Genomic DNA, 16,549 nt, shown 5'->3' with positions numbered 1-16,549 from the left:
CATCATTTAAAGAAGCAGATTAAAGAAATCCGGTTTAACGAAATAGAAAAGTATAAGAAATTTAGAAGATCTGAAAGAAGCAGAAGTTAAAAAGCTTTTGTGCAGTATAACGAAAACGTCTCTCAAATTTCTTACTTTCGCCAAATAAGTCAGATTATGAAAACAGGCGATTTAGTTTCTGTTATCGATGATAACCTCCGCGGAACCATCACCAATATCAAAGAAAAAAAAGTGACCATTGTTGATGAGCACGGGTTTGAATATGTGTACAACGCCTCGGAACTGGTGGTGCAAGAAGCAACAATTTACGACGAGATGCAAACTGTTATGAAAAAAGAGCGGTCTAAACCGACCTCTAAAAAACATGATAAGAAACCATTTATTCTCGATCTGCATTTTGAAACGCTCGTCAAAAAAACAACGGATTACGATTCTTTTGAAAGACTTTTCCTCCAAAAACAAAAACTTCTGCAAACCCTAGATTACTGCCGCAAAAACAATTTGAAAAAACTCGAAATCATTCACGGAATTGGTGACGGCGTTTTGCAGAGCATGGTCTTTGAAGTTTTAGAAAGCCAAACTCACTTGGAGTTCCATAACAAAGAAATACTGCACCATCAATCAGGTACAGTATTGGTTTATTTACGGTAAATTAAGGTTAAGGTTGAGGTTGAGATTTAGTATCTTCAAAACCTCGCTTCAGACTTTTAATGTTCTAGCTTTCTACAAATTTAAAAGCTGTTGCATAGAATTTTCCTCTTTTAATTTCGCCGCTTACGACTGCTTTTCTAATCATTTTGCAATAACCGTCCTCGGCGTGAGCATCGCCAAAAACTTTTTTGTCCATTCCTTCGACCGGATAAAGATTTCCAGAGATTTTTACAAAAACTGCGCAACCTTTTTCAGATTTCACTTTAAACTGACACATTCCACAAGCAGCATCAACTGTTTGATTATTGATTTTCTGCCCAAAAACAGTCATCGAGAACAAGAGTACAAAAACAAAAAATATTTTTTTCATCTTCAATAATTTTTAGATTAATTTAAAATAACAATTTCTTTTAATTCATGGTAAAGGTACTCAATACTCCGTAAAACTCATGATATTTTTGCTCCTATTTGCTAAAAATAAGAAAATTTCAAAAGCCGATTAATTTTAATAAATTTGCGCTTGTAAAGCATGGAACAACTCAAATTACTTTTTACCAAAGACGGTATTCAAATTCAAATTTCAAGAAACAAAACGGTTTCTGCGGAAAAGTCATTTTTTCGTGAGGAAGATTCGCCTCTTCATTTCCTGACTGAAAAGCTGGAGGAAGTTTTGGCGCAACAAAATTTCAAAGAAATCAGCGTGATTTCTGCCCTCAATCATTTTACGTTGATGCCCGAAGGTTTTTCAAATCATGATTTAGGTTTCGATTTGATCGCTCTCAATGCGCCAGTTGATCGGGAAAAAGAAGAATTAATGCTTTCGGTAAATAAAAAATTTGGCGTACAGTTTTACTATACTTTACCGAAATCTTTTTATGATCAAATTAAAAGTCGGGCGATTCCTACGAAGTTTAATTTTTCAGGCGAACAGTTTCTCAATACCATTTCGGTAAAAAACAAAAAGGAAATCCATATTAATCTCTACCATCATCAGTGTGAGTTTTTTGCTTTTGACCAGAAAAAAGTGATTCTTTATAATAACCTAGACGTGACTTCAGAAGTTGATTTTCTCTATTTCATCATGTTTACCTTAAGTAAAATCGGTTTCGGAATTGAAGAAACGCAGTTTTTTGTTTATGGTGAAACTACAGAAAATGAAACTTTTATTTCAGAATTAAAGAAATTCGTGAAGCATCTGAAAATCGTATATGATAATATTCCGACGAAGAATTTTGTATTGAATGCTGGGTGATGGATGTGGGGTGATGGATGTGGGATGTGGGATGTGGGATGTGGGATGATGGATGTGGGATGATGGAGATTAGTAGATTTGATTTCCTGATCGTATTTTAAAATTTAAAAGATGAGTTTCAAATTTGAAAAATTAATTATTTGGCAAGATTCCATGACTTTTGCAGAAAAGATTTATAAATACTCTTCCCAATTTCCAAAAGACGAAATCTACAATCTTACCTCCCAAATTAGAAGAGCCTCCGACTCTATTGCTTTGAATATTGCAGAAGGAAGCATATTACAAAGTAATCCTGAGTATAGACGATTTTTAGGATAGTCAATCCGCTCCATCGCAGAAGTAGTAACCTGTCTTTACAAAGCAAAATACAGAAATTATATCACAGAAGAAACATTTACAGAACTGTATAATGAATCATATAAAATTATCAATCATATCATCTCCTTTAGAAATAAATTGATTTAAATTTGCTTCCTCTAACATCCAATATCACGCACCAAACATCCAACACCAAACACCAAACACCAAACATCCAGCACCAAACATCCAACACCAAACACCAAACATCCAGCACCAAACATCTAACACCCAGCATTAAAACCCATGTACAGAATCATCAGTGGCCAATGGAAAGCCAAAAGAATTTCCGCTCCGAAAAATTTCGACGTACGACCAACCACCGATTTTGCGAAAGAAGCTTTGTTCAGTATTATTGAAAACCGGTACCGTCTGGATTTTGCGTCTATTTCCGTGCTCGATTTATTCGCCGGAATCGGTTCTATTTCTTTAGAATTTGGTTCGAGAGCGTGTACCGATGTGACTTCCGTAGAGATGAATCCGAGACATTCTGCATTTATCCATACAACAGCGGCGGAACTTGAAATGGGATCTCAAATCAATGTTCAAAGAGCCGATGTTTTCGACTATTTGAAGAAAAACAGAAAACGCAAATCTTACGAAATCGTTGTTGCAGATCCTCCGTTTGAAATGGAGATTGAAAAATACAATGAATTGATTTCTCTTGTTTTAAACAATAATTACGTGAAAGAAAACGGCGTATTTATCTTGGAACATCAAAGCCGAACAAAACTGGAGCATCCTAATTTGACCGATACCCGAAAATATGGAAATGTAAGTTTTTCGTTCTTTAAACCTAATGAAATGGAGGTTTTAGAATTGACAGACATTCCGGATGAAACTCCAGTTTCCTAATTTTTTTGAAGAAATTAAAGCACCTTCAATTCTAAATCAATCGTTTTCCCGAAGAATTTTTTTGAAATTTTCTCGAAGTTTTTGGTGAGATCCGAAAGATAAAAATGATATTTAGGTTTGAGGTTATTCTCATTTAAGAGATTATTTTTCTCCAAAATCATTTTCAACTGATTGGCTACAATACTTGGCGAATCGATGACACGAACGCGGTTTCCGTAATACTGTTTGATTTCATTGATCAAAAGCGGATAATGCGTGCAACCCAAAATCAGCGTTTCGATATTCTTTAACTTATTGTTGCTTAAATAATTATAGATAATAGAATGCGTAATCGGATGATTTCTGAACCCTTCTTCGATGGCGGGAACCAAAAGTGGCGTCGCGAGTTCATCAACTTTAATAAACTTATTGTGTTTGCGAATCGATTTTTTATAGAGACCTGAATTCACCGTAGCTTTCGTCGCGATGACTCCTACATTGTTGTGGATTTCATAGGACACTTTTTCCGCTACAGGATTGATGACATCGATGACGGGAACTTTGTCGTTCACCAGTTCTAAGACTTCTTTCAACGCATTTGCGGTCGCCGAATTACAGGCTATAACGATTGCTTTACAATTTTTTTCGAGCAGAAATTGTGTAATTTTTGTGGAATATCCTACAATTGCTTCCCGGGATTTTTCTCCATACGGAAGATGTTTCGTGTCGCCGAAATAAATTAAATTTTCCTGGGGTAATAATCTTTTAATCTCTTTTGCCACGGTTAATCCGCCCACTCCGGAATCAAAAATCCCAATGGGTTGTTTCGCGGAAAGATGGCTGAAATCTTGTTTTTTAGTTTTCAAAGGAAGAAATTTTATGCAAAAATAGGTATTTTGGTTGGAAGTCTGAAGTTGAGTGCGAGAAGTCTGAATAAAAGATTTTTTACTTTAAATATCTAATTTCGATTGATGAATTGGGTTCTACAATTTCAATATTCTGACTTCCACATTTATACCATAAATAAATCCGACGCAATTCCATCGGCGAGAAACCAATGTTTTTCGGGGATTTTCAAATGATTATTTTCAATGGAAAGTATTCCGTCTTCTAATTTATTTTTTATTTCGTTTTGAAAATACTCCAAAAGTTCGGTGCTGAATTTTTCTTTTAATGAAGATAAATCTACTCCCCAAATGGTTCGCAAACCAATCATCAGCATTTCATTAAACTGATCTTTTTCGGATAAAATTTCGGTTTCTTTGGCTAATTTATTTTGATGTAAAGAATTGATGTACAATTGATTATTCGCAACATTCCAACTCCTTTCATTTCTCCCGTTATAGGAATGTGCGGAAGGTCCGATTCCCAAATATTCCTGATATTTCCAGTAAGAAGAATTATGTTTCGAGTGAAAACCAGGTTTTCCAAAGTTGGAGATTTCGTAATGATCGAATCCGTGATCTTTTAGAAAATCGGTCATGTAAAAAAACTCTTCATGCTGTTCGGCTTCTTTTGGCGCAGCGATTTTTCCCTGAGAAATCCAAGTATTTAAGGCTGTTTTCGGTTCGATGGTTAAAGCGTAAGAAGAAACGTGGGGAACTTCCAATTCGATTGTTTTGCGTAAATTTTTCTTCCAGATTTCGAAATTCGAAGTTGGGGAACCATAAATTAAATCGATGCTGATGTTTTCAAATCCAAAATCTTGGGCACGTTTGATGGAAGATTCTGCTTCGCCGGAATTGTGCGCACGGTTCATCATTTTTAAATCTTCATCAAAGAAACTTTGGGTTCCGATAGAAAGTCTGTTGATCGGTGTTTGTGAAAGTTCTTTCAGGAAAGTTTGATCCAGATCATCGGGATTGGCTTCGAGCGTAATTTCTATTTCTGAATCAAAAGAAAAATGCTTTAAAACCTCGTCGATAAGGGATTTCAGTTCATCAACATGCAACAAAGAAGGCGTTCCGCCACCGAAATACAGGGATTTGAGGGTTTTATTTTCTAACTCGTCTTTTCTTAAAGAAATTTCTTTTTTCAGTGCAGAAATCATCTCTTCTTTATATTTGATAGAAGTAGAAAAATGAAAGTTGCAATAGCTGCATTTCTGTTTGCAGAAAGGAATGTGGAGGTAGATCATTATTTAAGAATTAAGAAAAAAGGGTAAAGAAAAAAGAGTAAAGTCCCGAAATTAGAAGGTCAACAATATCTCTGATTTGTTCGATTTTCAAAGGTAAAAAATTATTCAGTTGAATATCTCTTTTTTCTTTTTATTGAATTAAATTTCTGATGCATTAAATTTGAACACTCTAATTTTCTGCTTACCTTTATTTTTTTAAATGAGAACATTCACTAATCTTTATAATTGAAATACAATGAACTTACAATATATCAACGATTCGCAAGGAAACCCAACTGGAGTTTTCATTCCAATTGAAGAATGGAGAGCATTGGAAAAAAAGTATCATTTTAAAGATAATGAGGAGTTTGAGCTTTCTGATCAACAGAAAAACATTCTAGATGAACGACTAAAATCGGATAAAAAAGATTTTATTCCGGCAAGAAAAGCTTTAGACAAAATCCGGCAAAAACATGAGCTATAGTCTTGTTATTCTCGAACGTGCGCAGGAAGAAATCGATGAAGCATACGAATATTATTCGGAGATTTCTTACGGTGTAATGAAGTCTTTTAATCATCAATTAGAGCAGGTGTATCAATCCCTGGAAACAAATCCTTTTTTTTCAGTTTCGATATAAAAACTTGAGAGCGCTTCCTTTTAAATCATTTCCTTATCTGATATTTTTCAGCGTCGATGAACAAGAAAAAATCGTTTACATTTATTCTATTTTTAACACGAACCAAGATCCACATAAATATCCTAATCTTTAAAAAAACAAAAAGCCAACTGAGATTGGCTTTGTTTTTTATTTTGGCTTAAAGTCGCAAACTTTGCAGCTGGTAAATTATTATTTGAGAATTAAGAGAAAAGAACAAAGAACAAAGAAAAAAAGAGTTAAGATAAAGGGGTAGAAAATTCAATATTCTTCATTCACCTTTCACCTTTCACCAAAAAAATTAATACCGATATCCTCTCGTATTGATAAAATTCTCGAATTTATAGCCTACACTCAACATAAAACTGCTTCCGGCGTATTGTTGAATATCCGATAAACCGAAATTATAACTTGCCCCAAAAAAGAAATTACTCACGGTCGCTTTGATGATCGGAGAAATACCCAAGTTTTGGCTGCCGAATTGATTGCTGGAAGTTCTCATACTTGCGCCAGCTGAAAATGAATTTTGATCGGATAAAACGGTCGCCATTAAATTCAAATCCATGATTCGGGATGAATTGGTATTGAAATTCATTAAAACGGATGGTGTCACAAACAAATCTTCATTCAAATGTAAATCATAACCTGTATTGATAATAAATTTAGTGGGTTCCGGCTCAATACCATTGACAATAGGAATATCATTGGTTAAGGCAATATCATTTACAGAAACGCCCGCAAAAAAGTTTCGGTAAGTAATCGCCAATCCTAGATTTGCATAGACCAAAAACAAAGAATTAGTGTCCGAAGCCAAGGTAGGATCTCCCTGATCTTTGGGATTCAGCAATGCGAGATCGATATTCATATTATAAAAATTCACATTCGTACCAAAAGAAAACTGGCTTTTTCTTTCGCCGTCGTCATCAATAGGAATAAAATAAGAAGCTCCTGCAGAAATTCCATTAGAAGAAATAGGACCGTTTTGATCCCGGAAAAAAGACAAACCTGCTCCTACCCGATCGAAAACATTCGCGTGCAAGCCGATCGACTGTACATTGGGGACTGATCGAACTGGGAGAATTGCTTCTGATAGTTCATGTTCAACACCACATTGTCGGTTTTACCATACAGCGCAGGATTGAAAAGAAAGTCGCCTTCAATCAAATATTGTTGGTAGTAGGGAAGAGTTTCCTGGCTTTTGTAGCTTCCTAAAAAAACAACCACGAAAAATAACACATATATTTTTCTCATAATTAATGTTGCGTGAATTTCAGCAAATATAAAAAAAGTTTTAATGGAATTAAGATTCTAAATAATTTCTCCATTTTTTTAAGGCTTCATTCATATCTTCTGGCATTGGACTTTCGAAATACATTTCTTTTTTGGTCACGGGATGAATAAATCCTAAAGTGTGTGCATGAAGTGCATGTCGCGGTAAAACTTCGAACACATTTTTGATGAACTGCTTGTATTTGGGCAAATTCACCCCTTTTAAAATTTGATTTCCTTCGTACCTTTCATCATTAAACAACGTGTGACCGATATGCTTAAAGTGGGCTCGAATTTGGTGCGTTCGTCCTGTTTCGAGCTTACATTCTACCCAGGTAATATATCGGAAACGCTCGATCACCTCATAATGAGTCACCGCATGTTTCCCAAAATCACCGTCGGGAAAAACCGCCATTTGCATTCTGTTTTTCAAATGCCTCCCAATATTTCCAGTGATCGTTCCCTTGTTTTCTGCAATATTTCCCCAAACAAAAGCCCAGTATAATCTTTTCGTTGTTCGGTCAAAAAACTGTTTCGCCAGAAAACTTAAGGCAAATTCATTTTTGGCAATGACCAATAAACCCGAAGTATCTTTATCAATCCGATGAACCAGACCGACGCGATCGAGATCAGATTTCTCTCCGTTTTTTTCAAAATGGAAAGCCAATGCGTTGATTAAAGTTCCATCGTAATTCCCATGACCGGGATGAACAACCATTCCGGCTGCTTTGTCAACCACCACTACATCATCATCCTCATAAACGATATTTATTGGAATATCTTGTGGAATGATAATATTTTCACGTGGCGGACTCGTCAACAAAACCGAAATTCTATCGCCTGGTTTTACACGGTAGTTCTGTTTTACGGGATGTCCATTGACGATAACATTTCCAGCACGACACGTTTGGGAAATTTTATTTCTGGAAGAATTCTGGCGGAAATTGAAGAGAAATTTATCAATGCGCAGTTTATCCTGACCGGGATCTACGGTGATAGACAAATGCTCATACAAACCTTCAGATTCAGCATCATTCGATTCCTGATCATTCAATTCTTCTTCGGACAAATTTTCACTTTCTTCGGTCATTGTATTTTTTAAAGATAAAGCTCCAACATGTCAGTTGAAGCTTTAAGATTTTTATCTAGATGAAAAAACTACTCCACAATTACCTTTTTGGCTTTGGGCTTTTCTACAGGTTTCGTCGGCGTTGTTTTCACTGACGGTGAAGCAGTAGTTGTAGTTTTTGGTTTTGTATCTACCGTTTTCGGTTTTTCAGTTGTTGTTTTTGGAGTTTCCTGCTTTTTAACTTCTGGCTGTACGACTTCTTTTTTCGGAGCAACCGGAGCTGGTGCTTCTACAGTCGGTTGTGAGCTGCTTGGAACTGGTGCTCGGTAAACTGGCTCTTCATAAGTTCGGTACGCCGCTGAAGTATCTATTTTGATCCTGTAAATGGAATTGAGCTGCGAAATTTTCGCGCCCATTTCAGCGGGTGTTTTTTTACTCGCCCAAATATCGATCTGCATTCCCTGATCCCGAACATCAAACGGTGCCGGATCTTGGTAATATACAATATCGGATTCATCATTTTTTTGGTCATCAAACTCCACTAAACCAACTTCAAATAAATTCTGAGTGATAAGCGCTTTGGCTTGTTGTACGGTTAAACCGACCAAATTTGGAACAGAAATGTTGCGTTTCGGTCCTGAACCAATAACCAAATCAATGGTAGAAAACCGCGGCAAAAGTGTGGCAGGTTTCAAAACCGAACCATTATACATCATTCTGATCACCGCATCTCTTTGAATACTTGGCTCGAAAATCGTATCTCCGACTTTCAGACCCACTTGCTCCAACTGTCGGAATGCCAAACCTTTGTAGCGGTCCAGAATATCTGGTACGGAAACCTGTGCGTAGGTTTTCGGATTTACTTTTAGAATAATGGTACGACCATCTTTCACGCGGGAACCTGGTGAAGGATAAATCTGCAAAACCTGAAAAGGACGATATTTAGGATCATATTTGAAACTGTCAACTTCATATTCCAACCCGGAATCGTCGAGAATTTTGATGGCATCATGCACCGATTTGTTGATTACATTGGGTACAGCGATTTCCTTGCCGTGATTCGTATGAATCTCTAACCATCGGAAGGTTAACCAAACCAGTCCGGTAAAAACCAAAGCGGCTACCAAGACATTTACCAAGACCTTCCAGTGGAAAAGCGATTTAAGCATATTTCTAAATCTTTATTATAAGTGCAAATATATAAAATAATCTTTTCTGAAATCATGCTTAAATTTTTCATCTTAACTTTTTAAGGCTAAAAGTTTTGAAATATTTACCTTTGTCTCCTAAAGAAAATCCATGATTCTATCCATGACCGGCTTCGGAAGAAGCGAAGGTGTATTTGAAGGTAAAAAATTGACCATCGATGTAAAATCACTCAACAGCAAATCTTTTGACCTCAACATCAAGATGCCTTTTCGGTACAAAGAAAAAGAATTTGAAATCCGAAAAATGCTCAACGATCGAATTTTGCGTGGAAAAGTAGATTGCTATATCAATATTGAAAGCCTAGATCATTCTAGCGACGTCAACATCAATCATGATTTGGTGACTTCTTATATCGATGAATTAAAGAAAATTGCTGGCGATGGTCCTGATTTCGAATATTTGAAAATGGCCATCAGAATGCCCGATGTTATTTCCTCTAAAGCCGATGTACTGAGCGAAGACGAGTGGATCTTCCTGATCGAAATCCTGAATGAATCCTTGACGAAATTTGAAAACTTCCGTACAACAGAAGGCCTGATTCTACAAGATGAACTCGAAAGAAACATTAGAAAAATCGAAACCTTTCTCTCTCAGGTGGAACCTTACGAAGACGTAAGAATGGACAGTGTGAAAGAACGATACCGAAAATCACTCAACGAATTTGATCAGATCGATGAAACCCGTTTTTATCAGGAAATGGCTTATTATACAGAAAAATTAGACATCGCAGAGGAAAAAGTAAGACTAACGCAGCATTTAAAATATTACCAGGAAGTCATGATCAACGAAAATTTCAATGGAAAAAAACTCGGTTTTATTTCCCAGGAAATTGGCCGAGAAATCAATACTTTAGGTTCAAAAGCCAATCACGCAGAAATTCAGAAACTCGTTGTCATGATGAAAGACGATTTGGAAAAAATCAAGGAACAAACATTAAACGTTTTATAATTGTTGTCAGTTCTCAGCGAATAGTGGTCTGCTTTAACTATCAATCAAAAACCAACAACCATCAATTTTAATGAATAAAGTAATTATTTTCTCAGCACCTTCCGGAAGTGGAAAAACAACCTTGGTAAAATACTGCCTGGAAACATTTCCGCAACTGCAGTTTTCAATTTCATGCACGACAAGAGCTTTGCGGGGAACGGAAATTAATGGAACCGATTACTATTTTATTTCGCCCGAGGAATTTCGCCAAAAAATCTCCGAAGATCTTTTTGTAGAATTTGAAGAAGTTTATGAAGATAAGTACTACGGAACTTTGAAATCTGAAGTAGAAAGAATTTGGGAAAGTGGTAAAACTGTCATTTTCGACGTGGATGTGAAAGGCGGAATTTCGCTTAAAAAATATTTTGGCGATCAGGCGCTTTCAGTTTTCATCATGCCACCTTCTGTTGCGGAACTGGAATTAAGATTAATTGCGCGCGGAACCGACGATCTGGAAACCATTCAAACAAGGGTTCAGAAAGCATCGCAGGAAATCGCTTTTAAAGATGAATTTGATGAAATTGTGGTCAATAATGAGTTGGATCACGCAAAAATCACCATCAAAACAATGGTAGAAAACTTTTTAAAGTCATGAAAATCGCCATCATCGGTTGCGGTTGGGTCGGAAAAAGAGTAGCAAAATACCTGACTGCTAAAAATCACTTCGTTATTGCCACCACTACTTCTTCCGAAAAAATTCCTGCTTTAAAGGAAGTGGCTTCAGAAGTTCATGTACTCGACTTTAATTCGACCGAAAATTTCGATTTTCTCAATACGATTGATGTTGCCATTTTCAGCATGCCGATTTCCCGCAACACCTGGATACAAGGTTTTAAAAAATTAAATAAAACATTTCCGAAAACCCTGCTTTTCAGTTCCACGGGAATTTATCCCACAGAAAACAGAACTTTTACCGAAAAAGATACCGATCATTTGAGAACCGATATTCTTGCGGCGGAACGTGCCGTTACTGAGAAATTTGCACAAACCACGATTTTGCGTTTTGGAGGTTTAATGGGCGATGAACGGGCGCTGAAAAACATGTTTAAACATAAAAGTCCGGAAAACCCTCAAAAAAAAGCGAATTATATCCATTTCGAAGATATTCTCCGGATCGTAGAACTCCTCATTAACTCCGATACGCCCTCTGAAATTTACAATATCGTGGCTCCGGAACATCCTTCCATCGGCGAAATTCTTCAGTTGAATACCGCAGAAAACACGAATTTGCCTAGCGAAAATAAACACAGAATTATTTCCTCGGCACATTTCATTCAAAATTTTAATTATACATTTATACATCCGAATCCTAAATATTTTTAAACAATGAGCACCGAAAATTTAAATAACGCAAAAGCCAATCTTCCGGTAAGAGGATTTTTAAATATTAAAGACCTAGTTATTCCGCAAGGCGATGACTTGGTAAAAGCGATCCTCGACTTGAAAAAGGAAAAAAACGCGGTGATTTTAGCGCATTATTACCAACCTGCCGAAATTCAGGATATCGCTGATTATTTGGGAGATTCTCTTCAGTTAGCGAGAGCTGCGAAAGATACCGATGCAGATATGATCGCTTTTTGCGGCGTTCATTTTATGGCAGAAGCAGCGAAAATTTTAAATCCTACCAAAAAAGTAGTCCTTCCCGACACACAAGCGGGATGTTCACTTGCAGACGGTTGTAGTGGTGAAGGTTTGCGTGCCATGCGCGAAAATCATCCAAATGCTTTGATCGCGACTTACATCAATTGTAACGCCGAAACCAAGGCAGAATCTGATATTATTGTAACGAGTTCAAACGCGGAAACCATCATTGAAGCATTGCCAAAAGATCGCCCGATTATTTTTGCGCCCGATAAAAATTTAGGGAAATATTTAGCCAAAAAAACCGGCCGCGACATGATTCTCTGGGATGGAAGTTGCATCGTTCACGAAGCTTTTTCGATGGAAAGAATTGCAAAACAACTGGCTGTAAATCCGAACGCCAAACTCATTGCTCATCCTGAAAGCGAAACGCCTGTTCTGGATTTAGCGAGCTTCGTTGGATCCACTTCTGCCCTGCTCAATTTTGTGGAAAAAGATGCTGCTCAAGAATTTATTGTGGCGACAGAAGAAGGGATTTTGCACGAAATGAAAAAACGTGCACCCCATAAAAAGCTCATGCCTGCTTTGGTTTTCGATGAAAGCTGCAATTGCTCCGAATGTTTCTACATGAAAAGAAATACTTTGGAAAAACTCTATCTCTGCATGAAATACGAATTGCCAGAAATCACCATGGATGAAGAACTGCGATTGAAAGCTTTGAAACCAATTGAAGCGATGCTCGAACTCTCGACTGCGGTAAAATAATTCTAAAGGACTTACAACCCTGTCAAGATTTAAAACTTAGGCAGGGTTTTTAACAAAAAGATATGACCTCAAAAATCCTCCTCGAAAACCTGAAAATCTACGCTTATCACGGTGTGCTTCCCGAAGAAACCCTCATCGGAACGTATTACATTCTCAATGTTGAAGTTCACGCCGATTTGTGGAAAGCTGTCGGAACTGATGATCTAAATGACACCATTAATTACGCGGAAATCAACGATATCATTCACGAAGAAATGAAAATTCCTTCAAACCTCATGGAACACGTTGCTGGGAGAATTTTAAAAAAGATCACCAAGAAATTTCCACAGGTTTCTTTCCTCAAAATAAAAATCACGAAAACCAATCCACCAATGCCCGGTGAAATGGATGGTGTAAGTGTGCAGATTGAATTTCAGTCCTAGAAAAAAATCCATCCCGAAAAATTAAACGGAGTCCTATTCCCCTTCCTTGAAGGGGTGGCAAAATTTAAAAAATTTTGACGGGGTAGTTCAACCATGATGATCAACATCTTGGTTTCGCAAATTCTTCTGTGGATCTCGCCAAATCATCTTTGCAAATTCCGTAACTTTGAGAACAATTTAAGTGCAAAATTTCTATGAAATATATCATCCTTTCTTTACTCTCCGCTGTTTTATTAAGCATTTCTTGGCCCACTTACGGCATTCCGTTTTTCATATTTTTCGCCCTCGTTCCGCTGCTTATCATCGAACACGACATTTCGAAATTTTCTACAATCAAAAATAAAGGCCGCGTAATTTTCGGTTTAACTTTTCTCTGCTTTGTGATTTGGAATATCGTAACGACGGGTTGGTTATACGGCGCAAAAAATCCCGATGGAACGCATTCTATGATGGCGGTTGTTTTTCCGGTTCTGTTTAATGCTTTTTTCTATGCGCTCATTTTCCAATGTTATCATCTTTACAAAAAAGCACAGGGAACGTATTTCGGACTCGTTTTTTTTGTCGCGATTTGGATGGTTTTTGAAAAAATTCACTTGACTTGGGAATTTTCCTGGCCTTGGTTGAACTTAGGAAATGCCTTTGCTGATTATCCAAAATTAATTCAGTGGTACGACACTTTGGGCGCGACTGGTGGAAGTTTCTGGATTTTAATCGTGAATGTTTATGCTTTTTATACTTTAAGAATTTGGGAAGCGGGAAGAAAACAAAAATCATTAATCATTAATTCTTCCGTATTAATAGGCTTTATAGCTTTACCCATGATTATTTCTGCGGTGAAATATGAAAATTTCAATGAAAAACCAATTGGTTTCGTCAATGTTTTACTCTTGCAACCCGAACTCAATCCTTACACGGAAAAATACTCCAAAGACAGTCTCACCATCGTCAATGATTTGCTTAAATTAGCAGAGGACAACTCAAGAGGACAGATTGATTATTACATCGGTCCGGAAACTTCACTTCCCGGTTTTGGATCTATTTCTGAAAGTGGCTTTGAAAAAAGTGAACTCTTAAATACCGTAAAAGGATTTTTAGCAAAACACCCGAAATCTATTTTTGCGACGGGGATTTCTTCGCATCGTTTTTACCCAAATGAAAAAGATAAAACGCCCACTTCTTATCCAACTTCGCAAGGAATTTATGTGGACAGTTATAATTCGGCGGTTCAAATTATTCCGAACCAAAAAGTAGAAGTTTATCACAAAGGAAAGCTCGTTCCGGGCGTTGAAATTTTTCCTTACATCAATGTTCTCAAACCAATTTTGGGCGACGCGATGATTAATTTGGGTGGAACCACCGCTTCTTTGGCAGGAGATCCTGAAAGAAAAGTTTTTAGCAACCCTTTTAACAAAGGAAAATTGGCACCCATCGTTTGTTATGAGAGTATTTACGGGGAATTTGTTACCGAATATGTAAAAAAAGGCGCTAATTTTCTTGGCATCATGACGAATGATTCTTGGTGGGGCGAAACGCAGGGTCACAAACAACTTATGTCGTATGCAAAATTGCGCGCCATAGAAACCCGCCGAGAAATTGCAAGGTCTGCAAACAGTGGTATTTCTGCGCATATCGATGCGAAAGGTGATGTGGTTGCAGATACTTTTTACGGCGATCAAACCACGCTTTTCGCCAAAGTAAATCTTTATGATCAAATCACTTTTTACACCAAAGCCGGCGATTTATTGTCGCGATTTTCCATATTTGTTTTTGGATTTTTGGTATTTTATACTTTGATTAAAAAGTTCCAAAACCGCAAAAAGGCTGCGAAATAAATTGGTTTTACCACAAAAGAAACAAAAGTTTTGACAACTATTTAATATTTTCAAAAGTTGGCAAAATAAGCAATTTACGTTTTGCAAACTTTTGTGTTTTTTTTCAATGATTTTTTTTGTCACTTTTGCGGTTAAAGAAGCAACATTTTTTTGTTGTATTAAAGTTTTAAATAATAAAAAAATCCCGATTCAAGCAAATGAATCGGGATTTTTCTTTATTTTTCAAAGTCAGATTTAACTTGGCTCTTTTACCTTCTTACTTGACTCTTTACAATTCAACCATTTCCGTTACCTCCACATCGTATCCTCCAACAAGTGGTTTTTGTGCGGTGTTTTGGGTAATTACTCGAAATTTATTGATGCCTAAATTCTTCAAAATCTGCGTTCCAATTCCGTAATCGTGGAAGTTTGAAGCTAAGGTCGGTCGTTTTTCCTGCCCATCTTGAAAATCGAGAAACTGCTGTAATTTTCGCATCGTATTTTCAGAATTCGAAACATTATTAATAAAAATAATGGCGCCTTTTCCTTCGTCGTTAATCATTTTCGTTACTTTTTCAAGCAACGGTTTTTCTCCTGCAGTTAATCTGCTCAAAACATCAAAATAAGAATTGGAAGCTTGAACTCTCACCAAAATCGGTTCGTTTTCTGACCACTTTCCTTTCGTTAAAGCAAAATGTATTTGATCGGTGCTCGTTTCTTTAAATGCGAAAAAGTCGAAATCACCATAATGGGTTTTTACAGGGCGTTCCTCCAAACGCTCGATCAAATCGCCTTTTCTGAGTTGGTACTGAATAAGATCTTCAATCGAAACAATTTTCAGATCGTGTTTTTTTGCCAGTTCCACCAATTCCGGAAGTCTCGACATGGATCCATCGTCATTCATGATTTCACAGATAACACCGCCTTCTTGCAGACCTGCCAATTTGGTTAAATCGATCGCAGCTTCGGTATGACCGGCTCTTTTTAAAACGCCTCCTTTTTTTGCACGCAACGGAAAAATATGTCCGGGACGCATAAAATCGGCTGGTTTCGTATTGGGATCCATCAAAGCCAAAATGGTTTTGCTTCGGTCGCTTGCTGAAATTCCGGTTGAAACACCTTCTCCCAAAAGATCTACGGAGACGGTAAATGCAGTTTCTTTCGGATCACTGCTGCGTGTCACCATAATATCAAGTCCGAGTTCGTCGCACCGTTTTTCTGGTAGTGGCGTACAAATTAATCCACGACCGTGAATCGTCATAAAATTAATGATTTCTGGTGTTGTTAATTCAGCTGCAGAAAGAAAATCTCCTTCATTTTCCCGATTTTCATCATCAACTACGATGATTATTTTCCCATTTTTTAGATCCTCAATCGCTTCAGGAATGGTATTAAGTTGAATATCTGACATTTTACTTTTAGATTTTTGCAAAGATACTGAGATTTAGCGCAACCGACAATTCTAATTTGAACGTCTGTCCTTGCGCGTAACGTGAAGCGATCTGTCGTGGAATTTCAGGACCAAATTGCTGATTTCCCAAACTGACAAAAGAAATATTGCTTTAAACTA

At 37.0% G+C, this 16,549-nt stretch carries 17 protein-coding genes and 2 pseudogenes; 12 read left to right on the top strand and 7 right to left on the bottom strand.

Annotated elements, in window-relative coordinates:
* Positions 1-156 precede the first annotated feature (156 nt).
* Positions 157-651: a Smr/MutS family protein gene (locus BW932_RS00705; RefSeq protein ID WP_076384355.1), complete on the top strand. Its 495-nt coding sequence runs from the start codon at positions 157-159 to the stop codon at positions 649-651.
* 64 nt (positions 652-715) lie between these two features.
* Here the strand turns inward: BW932_RS00705 and BW932_RS00700 are convergent, their stop codons facing one another.
* Entirely contained in the window at positions 716-1,021 is a 306-nt protein-coding gene (locus tag BW932_RS00700; RefSeq protein ID WP_076384353.1) for a DUF6370 family protein, read from the bottom strand.
* A gap of 159 nt (positions 1,022-1,180) precedes the next feature.
* Between BW932_RS00700 and BW932_RS00695 the strand changes: the two genes are divergently transcribed.
* The 3 genes and pseudogenes from BW932_RS00695 (at position 1,181) to BW932_RS00685 (ending at position 3,115) form a co-directional block, all read left to right on the top strand.
* Positions 1,181-1,903, top strand: coding sequence for a DUF3822 family protein (locus tag BW932_RS00695; protein WP_076384351.1), 723 nt, complete (start codon positions 1,181-1,183; stop codon positions 1,901-1,903).
* A 111-nt stretch (positions 1,904-2,014) separates the two neighbouring features.
* Positions 2,015-2,368: pseudogene (locus tag BW932_RS00690) on the top strand (four helix bundle protein).
* Positions 2,369-2,506: 138 nt separating this feature from the next.
* A complete protein-coding gene (locus tag BW932_RS00685; protein WP_076384349.1) occupies positions 2,507-3,115 on the top strand; it encodes an RsmD family RNA methyltransferase in 609 nt (202 codons plus the stop codon).
* Between the two features lie 14 nt (positions 3,116-3,129).
* Here BW932_RS00685 and murI read toward each other — a convergent pair whose 3' ends face one another.
* Together murI and hemW are read right to left on the bottom strand one after the other, a co-directional pair.
* Positions 3,130-3,960: a glutamate racemase gene (gene murI / locus BW932_RS00680; protein ID WP_076384347.1), complete on the bottom strand. Its 831-nt coding sequence runs from the start codon at positions 3,958-3,960 to the stop codon at positions 3,130-3,132.
* A gap of 146 nt (positions 3,961-4,106) precedes the next feature.
* Positions 4,107-5,231, bottom strand: coding sequence for a radical SAM family heme chaperone HemW (gene hemW, locus BW932_RS00675; RefSeq protein WP_076384345.1), 1,125 nt, complete (start codon positions 5,229-5,231; stop codon positions 4,107-4,109).
* 235 nt (positions 5,232-5,466) lie between these two features.
* On the opposite strand from hemW, the gene BW932_RS00670 reads away from it, so the two are divergent.
* Positions 5,467-5,694, top strand: a complete 228-nt coding sequence (locus BW932_RS00670) for a hypothetical protein (RefSeq protein WP_076384343.1) — start codon at positions 5,467-5,469, stop codon at positions 5,692-5,694.
* The gene (locus tag BW932_RS14280) at positions 5,684-5,848 is read left to right on the top strand and encodes a hypothetical protein (protein ID WP_159436408.1); all 165 of its coding nucleotides are present in this window, start codon (positions 5,684-5,686) and stop codon (positions 5,846-5,848) included. The genes BW932_RS00670 and BW932_RS14280 overlap by 11 nt, the downstream gene beginning before the upstream one ends.
* Before the next feature lie 319 nt (positions 5,849-6,167).
* Here the strand turns inward: BW932_RS14280 and BW932_RS00660 are convergent.
* The 3 genes and pseudogenes from BW932_RS00660 to BW932_RS00650 form a co-directional block, all read right to left on the bottom strand.
* Positions 6,168-7,117: pseudogene (locus tag BW932_RS00660) on the bottom strand (PorP/SprF family type IX secretion system membrane protein).
* A 49-nt stretch (positions 7,118-7,166) separates the two neighbouring features.
* Positions 7,167-8,225: an RluA family pseudouridine synthase gene (locus tag BW932_RS00655; protein ID WP_076384341.1), complete on the bottom strand. Its 1,059-nt coding sequence runs from the start codon at positions 8,223-8,225 to the stop codon at positions 7,167-7,169.
* A 68-nt stretch (positions 8,226-8,293) separates the two neighbouring features.
* Positions 8,294-9,373: a PASTA domain-containing protein gene (locus BW932_RS00650; RefSeq protein WP_076384339.1), complete on the bottom strand. Its 1,080-nt coding sequence runs from the start codon at positions 9,371-9,373 to the stop codon at positions 8,294-8,296.
* Positions 9,374-9,503: 130 nt separating this feature from the next.
* Between BW932_RS00650 and BW932_RS00645 the strand changes: the two genes are divergently transcribed.
* The 6 genes from BW932_RS00645 (at position 9,504) to lnt (ending at position 15,000) form a co-directional block, all read left to right on the top strand.
* On the top strand, positions 9,504-10,361 hold the full coding sequence (locus BW932_RS00645) for a YicC family protein (RefSeq protein ID WP_076384337.1): 858 nt from the start codon (positions 9,504-9,506) through the stop codon (positions 10,359-10,361).
* 70 nt (positions 10,362-10,431) lie between these two features.
* On the top strand, positions 10,432-10,995 hold the full coding sequence (gmk, locus tag BW932_RS00640) for a guanylate kinase (RefSeq protein ID WP_076384335.1): 564 nt from the start codon (positions 10,432-10,434) through the stop codon (positions 10,993-10,995).
* Positions 10,992-11,723 carry an NAD(P)-binding domain-containing protein gene (locus tag BW932_RS00635; RefSeq protein ID WP_076384333.1) on the top strand — a complete coding sequence of 244 codons (732 nt, stop codon included), beginning with the start codon at positions 10,992-10,994 and terminating at the stop codon, positions 11,721-11,723. The genes gmk and BW932_RS00635 overlap by 4 nt, the downstream gene beginning before the upstream one ends.
* A gap of 3 nt (positions 11,724-11,726) precedes the next feature.
* Positions 11,727-12,746, top strand: a complete 1,020-nt coding sequence (gene nadA / locus BW932_RS00630; protein ID WP_076384331.1) for a quinolinate synthase NadA — start codon at positions 11,727-11,729, stop codon at positions 12,744-12,746.
* Positions 12,747-12,808: 62 nt separating this feature from the next.
* The gene (gene folB / locus BW932_RS00625; RefSeq protein WP_076384329.1) at positions 12,809-13,168 is read left to right on the top strand and encodes a dihydroneopterin aldolase; all 360 of its coding nucleotides are present in this window, start codon (positions 12,809-12,811) and stop codon (positions 13,166-13,168) included.
* Between the two features lie 194 nt (positions 13,169-13,362).
* Positions 13,363-15,000 (top strand): apolipoprotein N-acyltransferase, encoded by a 1,638-nt coding sequence (gene lnt / locus BW932_RS00620; RefSeq protein ID WP_076384327.1) that lies wholly within the window; start codon positions 13,363-13,365, stop codon positions 14,998-15,000.
* Between the two features lie 268 nt (positions 15,001-15,268).
* Here the strand turns inward: lnt and ribB are convergent, their stop codons facing one another.
* Positions 15,269-16,390: a 3,4-dihydroxy-2-butanone-4-phosphate synthase gene (gene ribB, locus BW932_RS00615; RefSeq protein WP_076384325.1), complete on the bottom strand. Its 1,122-nt coding sequence runs from the start codon at positions 16,388-16,390 to the stop codon at positions 15,269-15,271.
* Positions 16,391-16,549: the final 159 nt, after the last annotated feature.

The organism is Kaistella chaponensis, from assembly GCF_900156725.1.
GTDB classification, from domain to species: Bacteria; Bacteroidota; Bacteroidia; order Flavobacteriales; family Weeksellaceae; genus Kaistella; species Kaistella chaponensis.
Note: the sequence above shows the minus strand (reverse complement) of the source record. Positions and strands in the feature narration are given on the sequence as shown.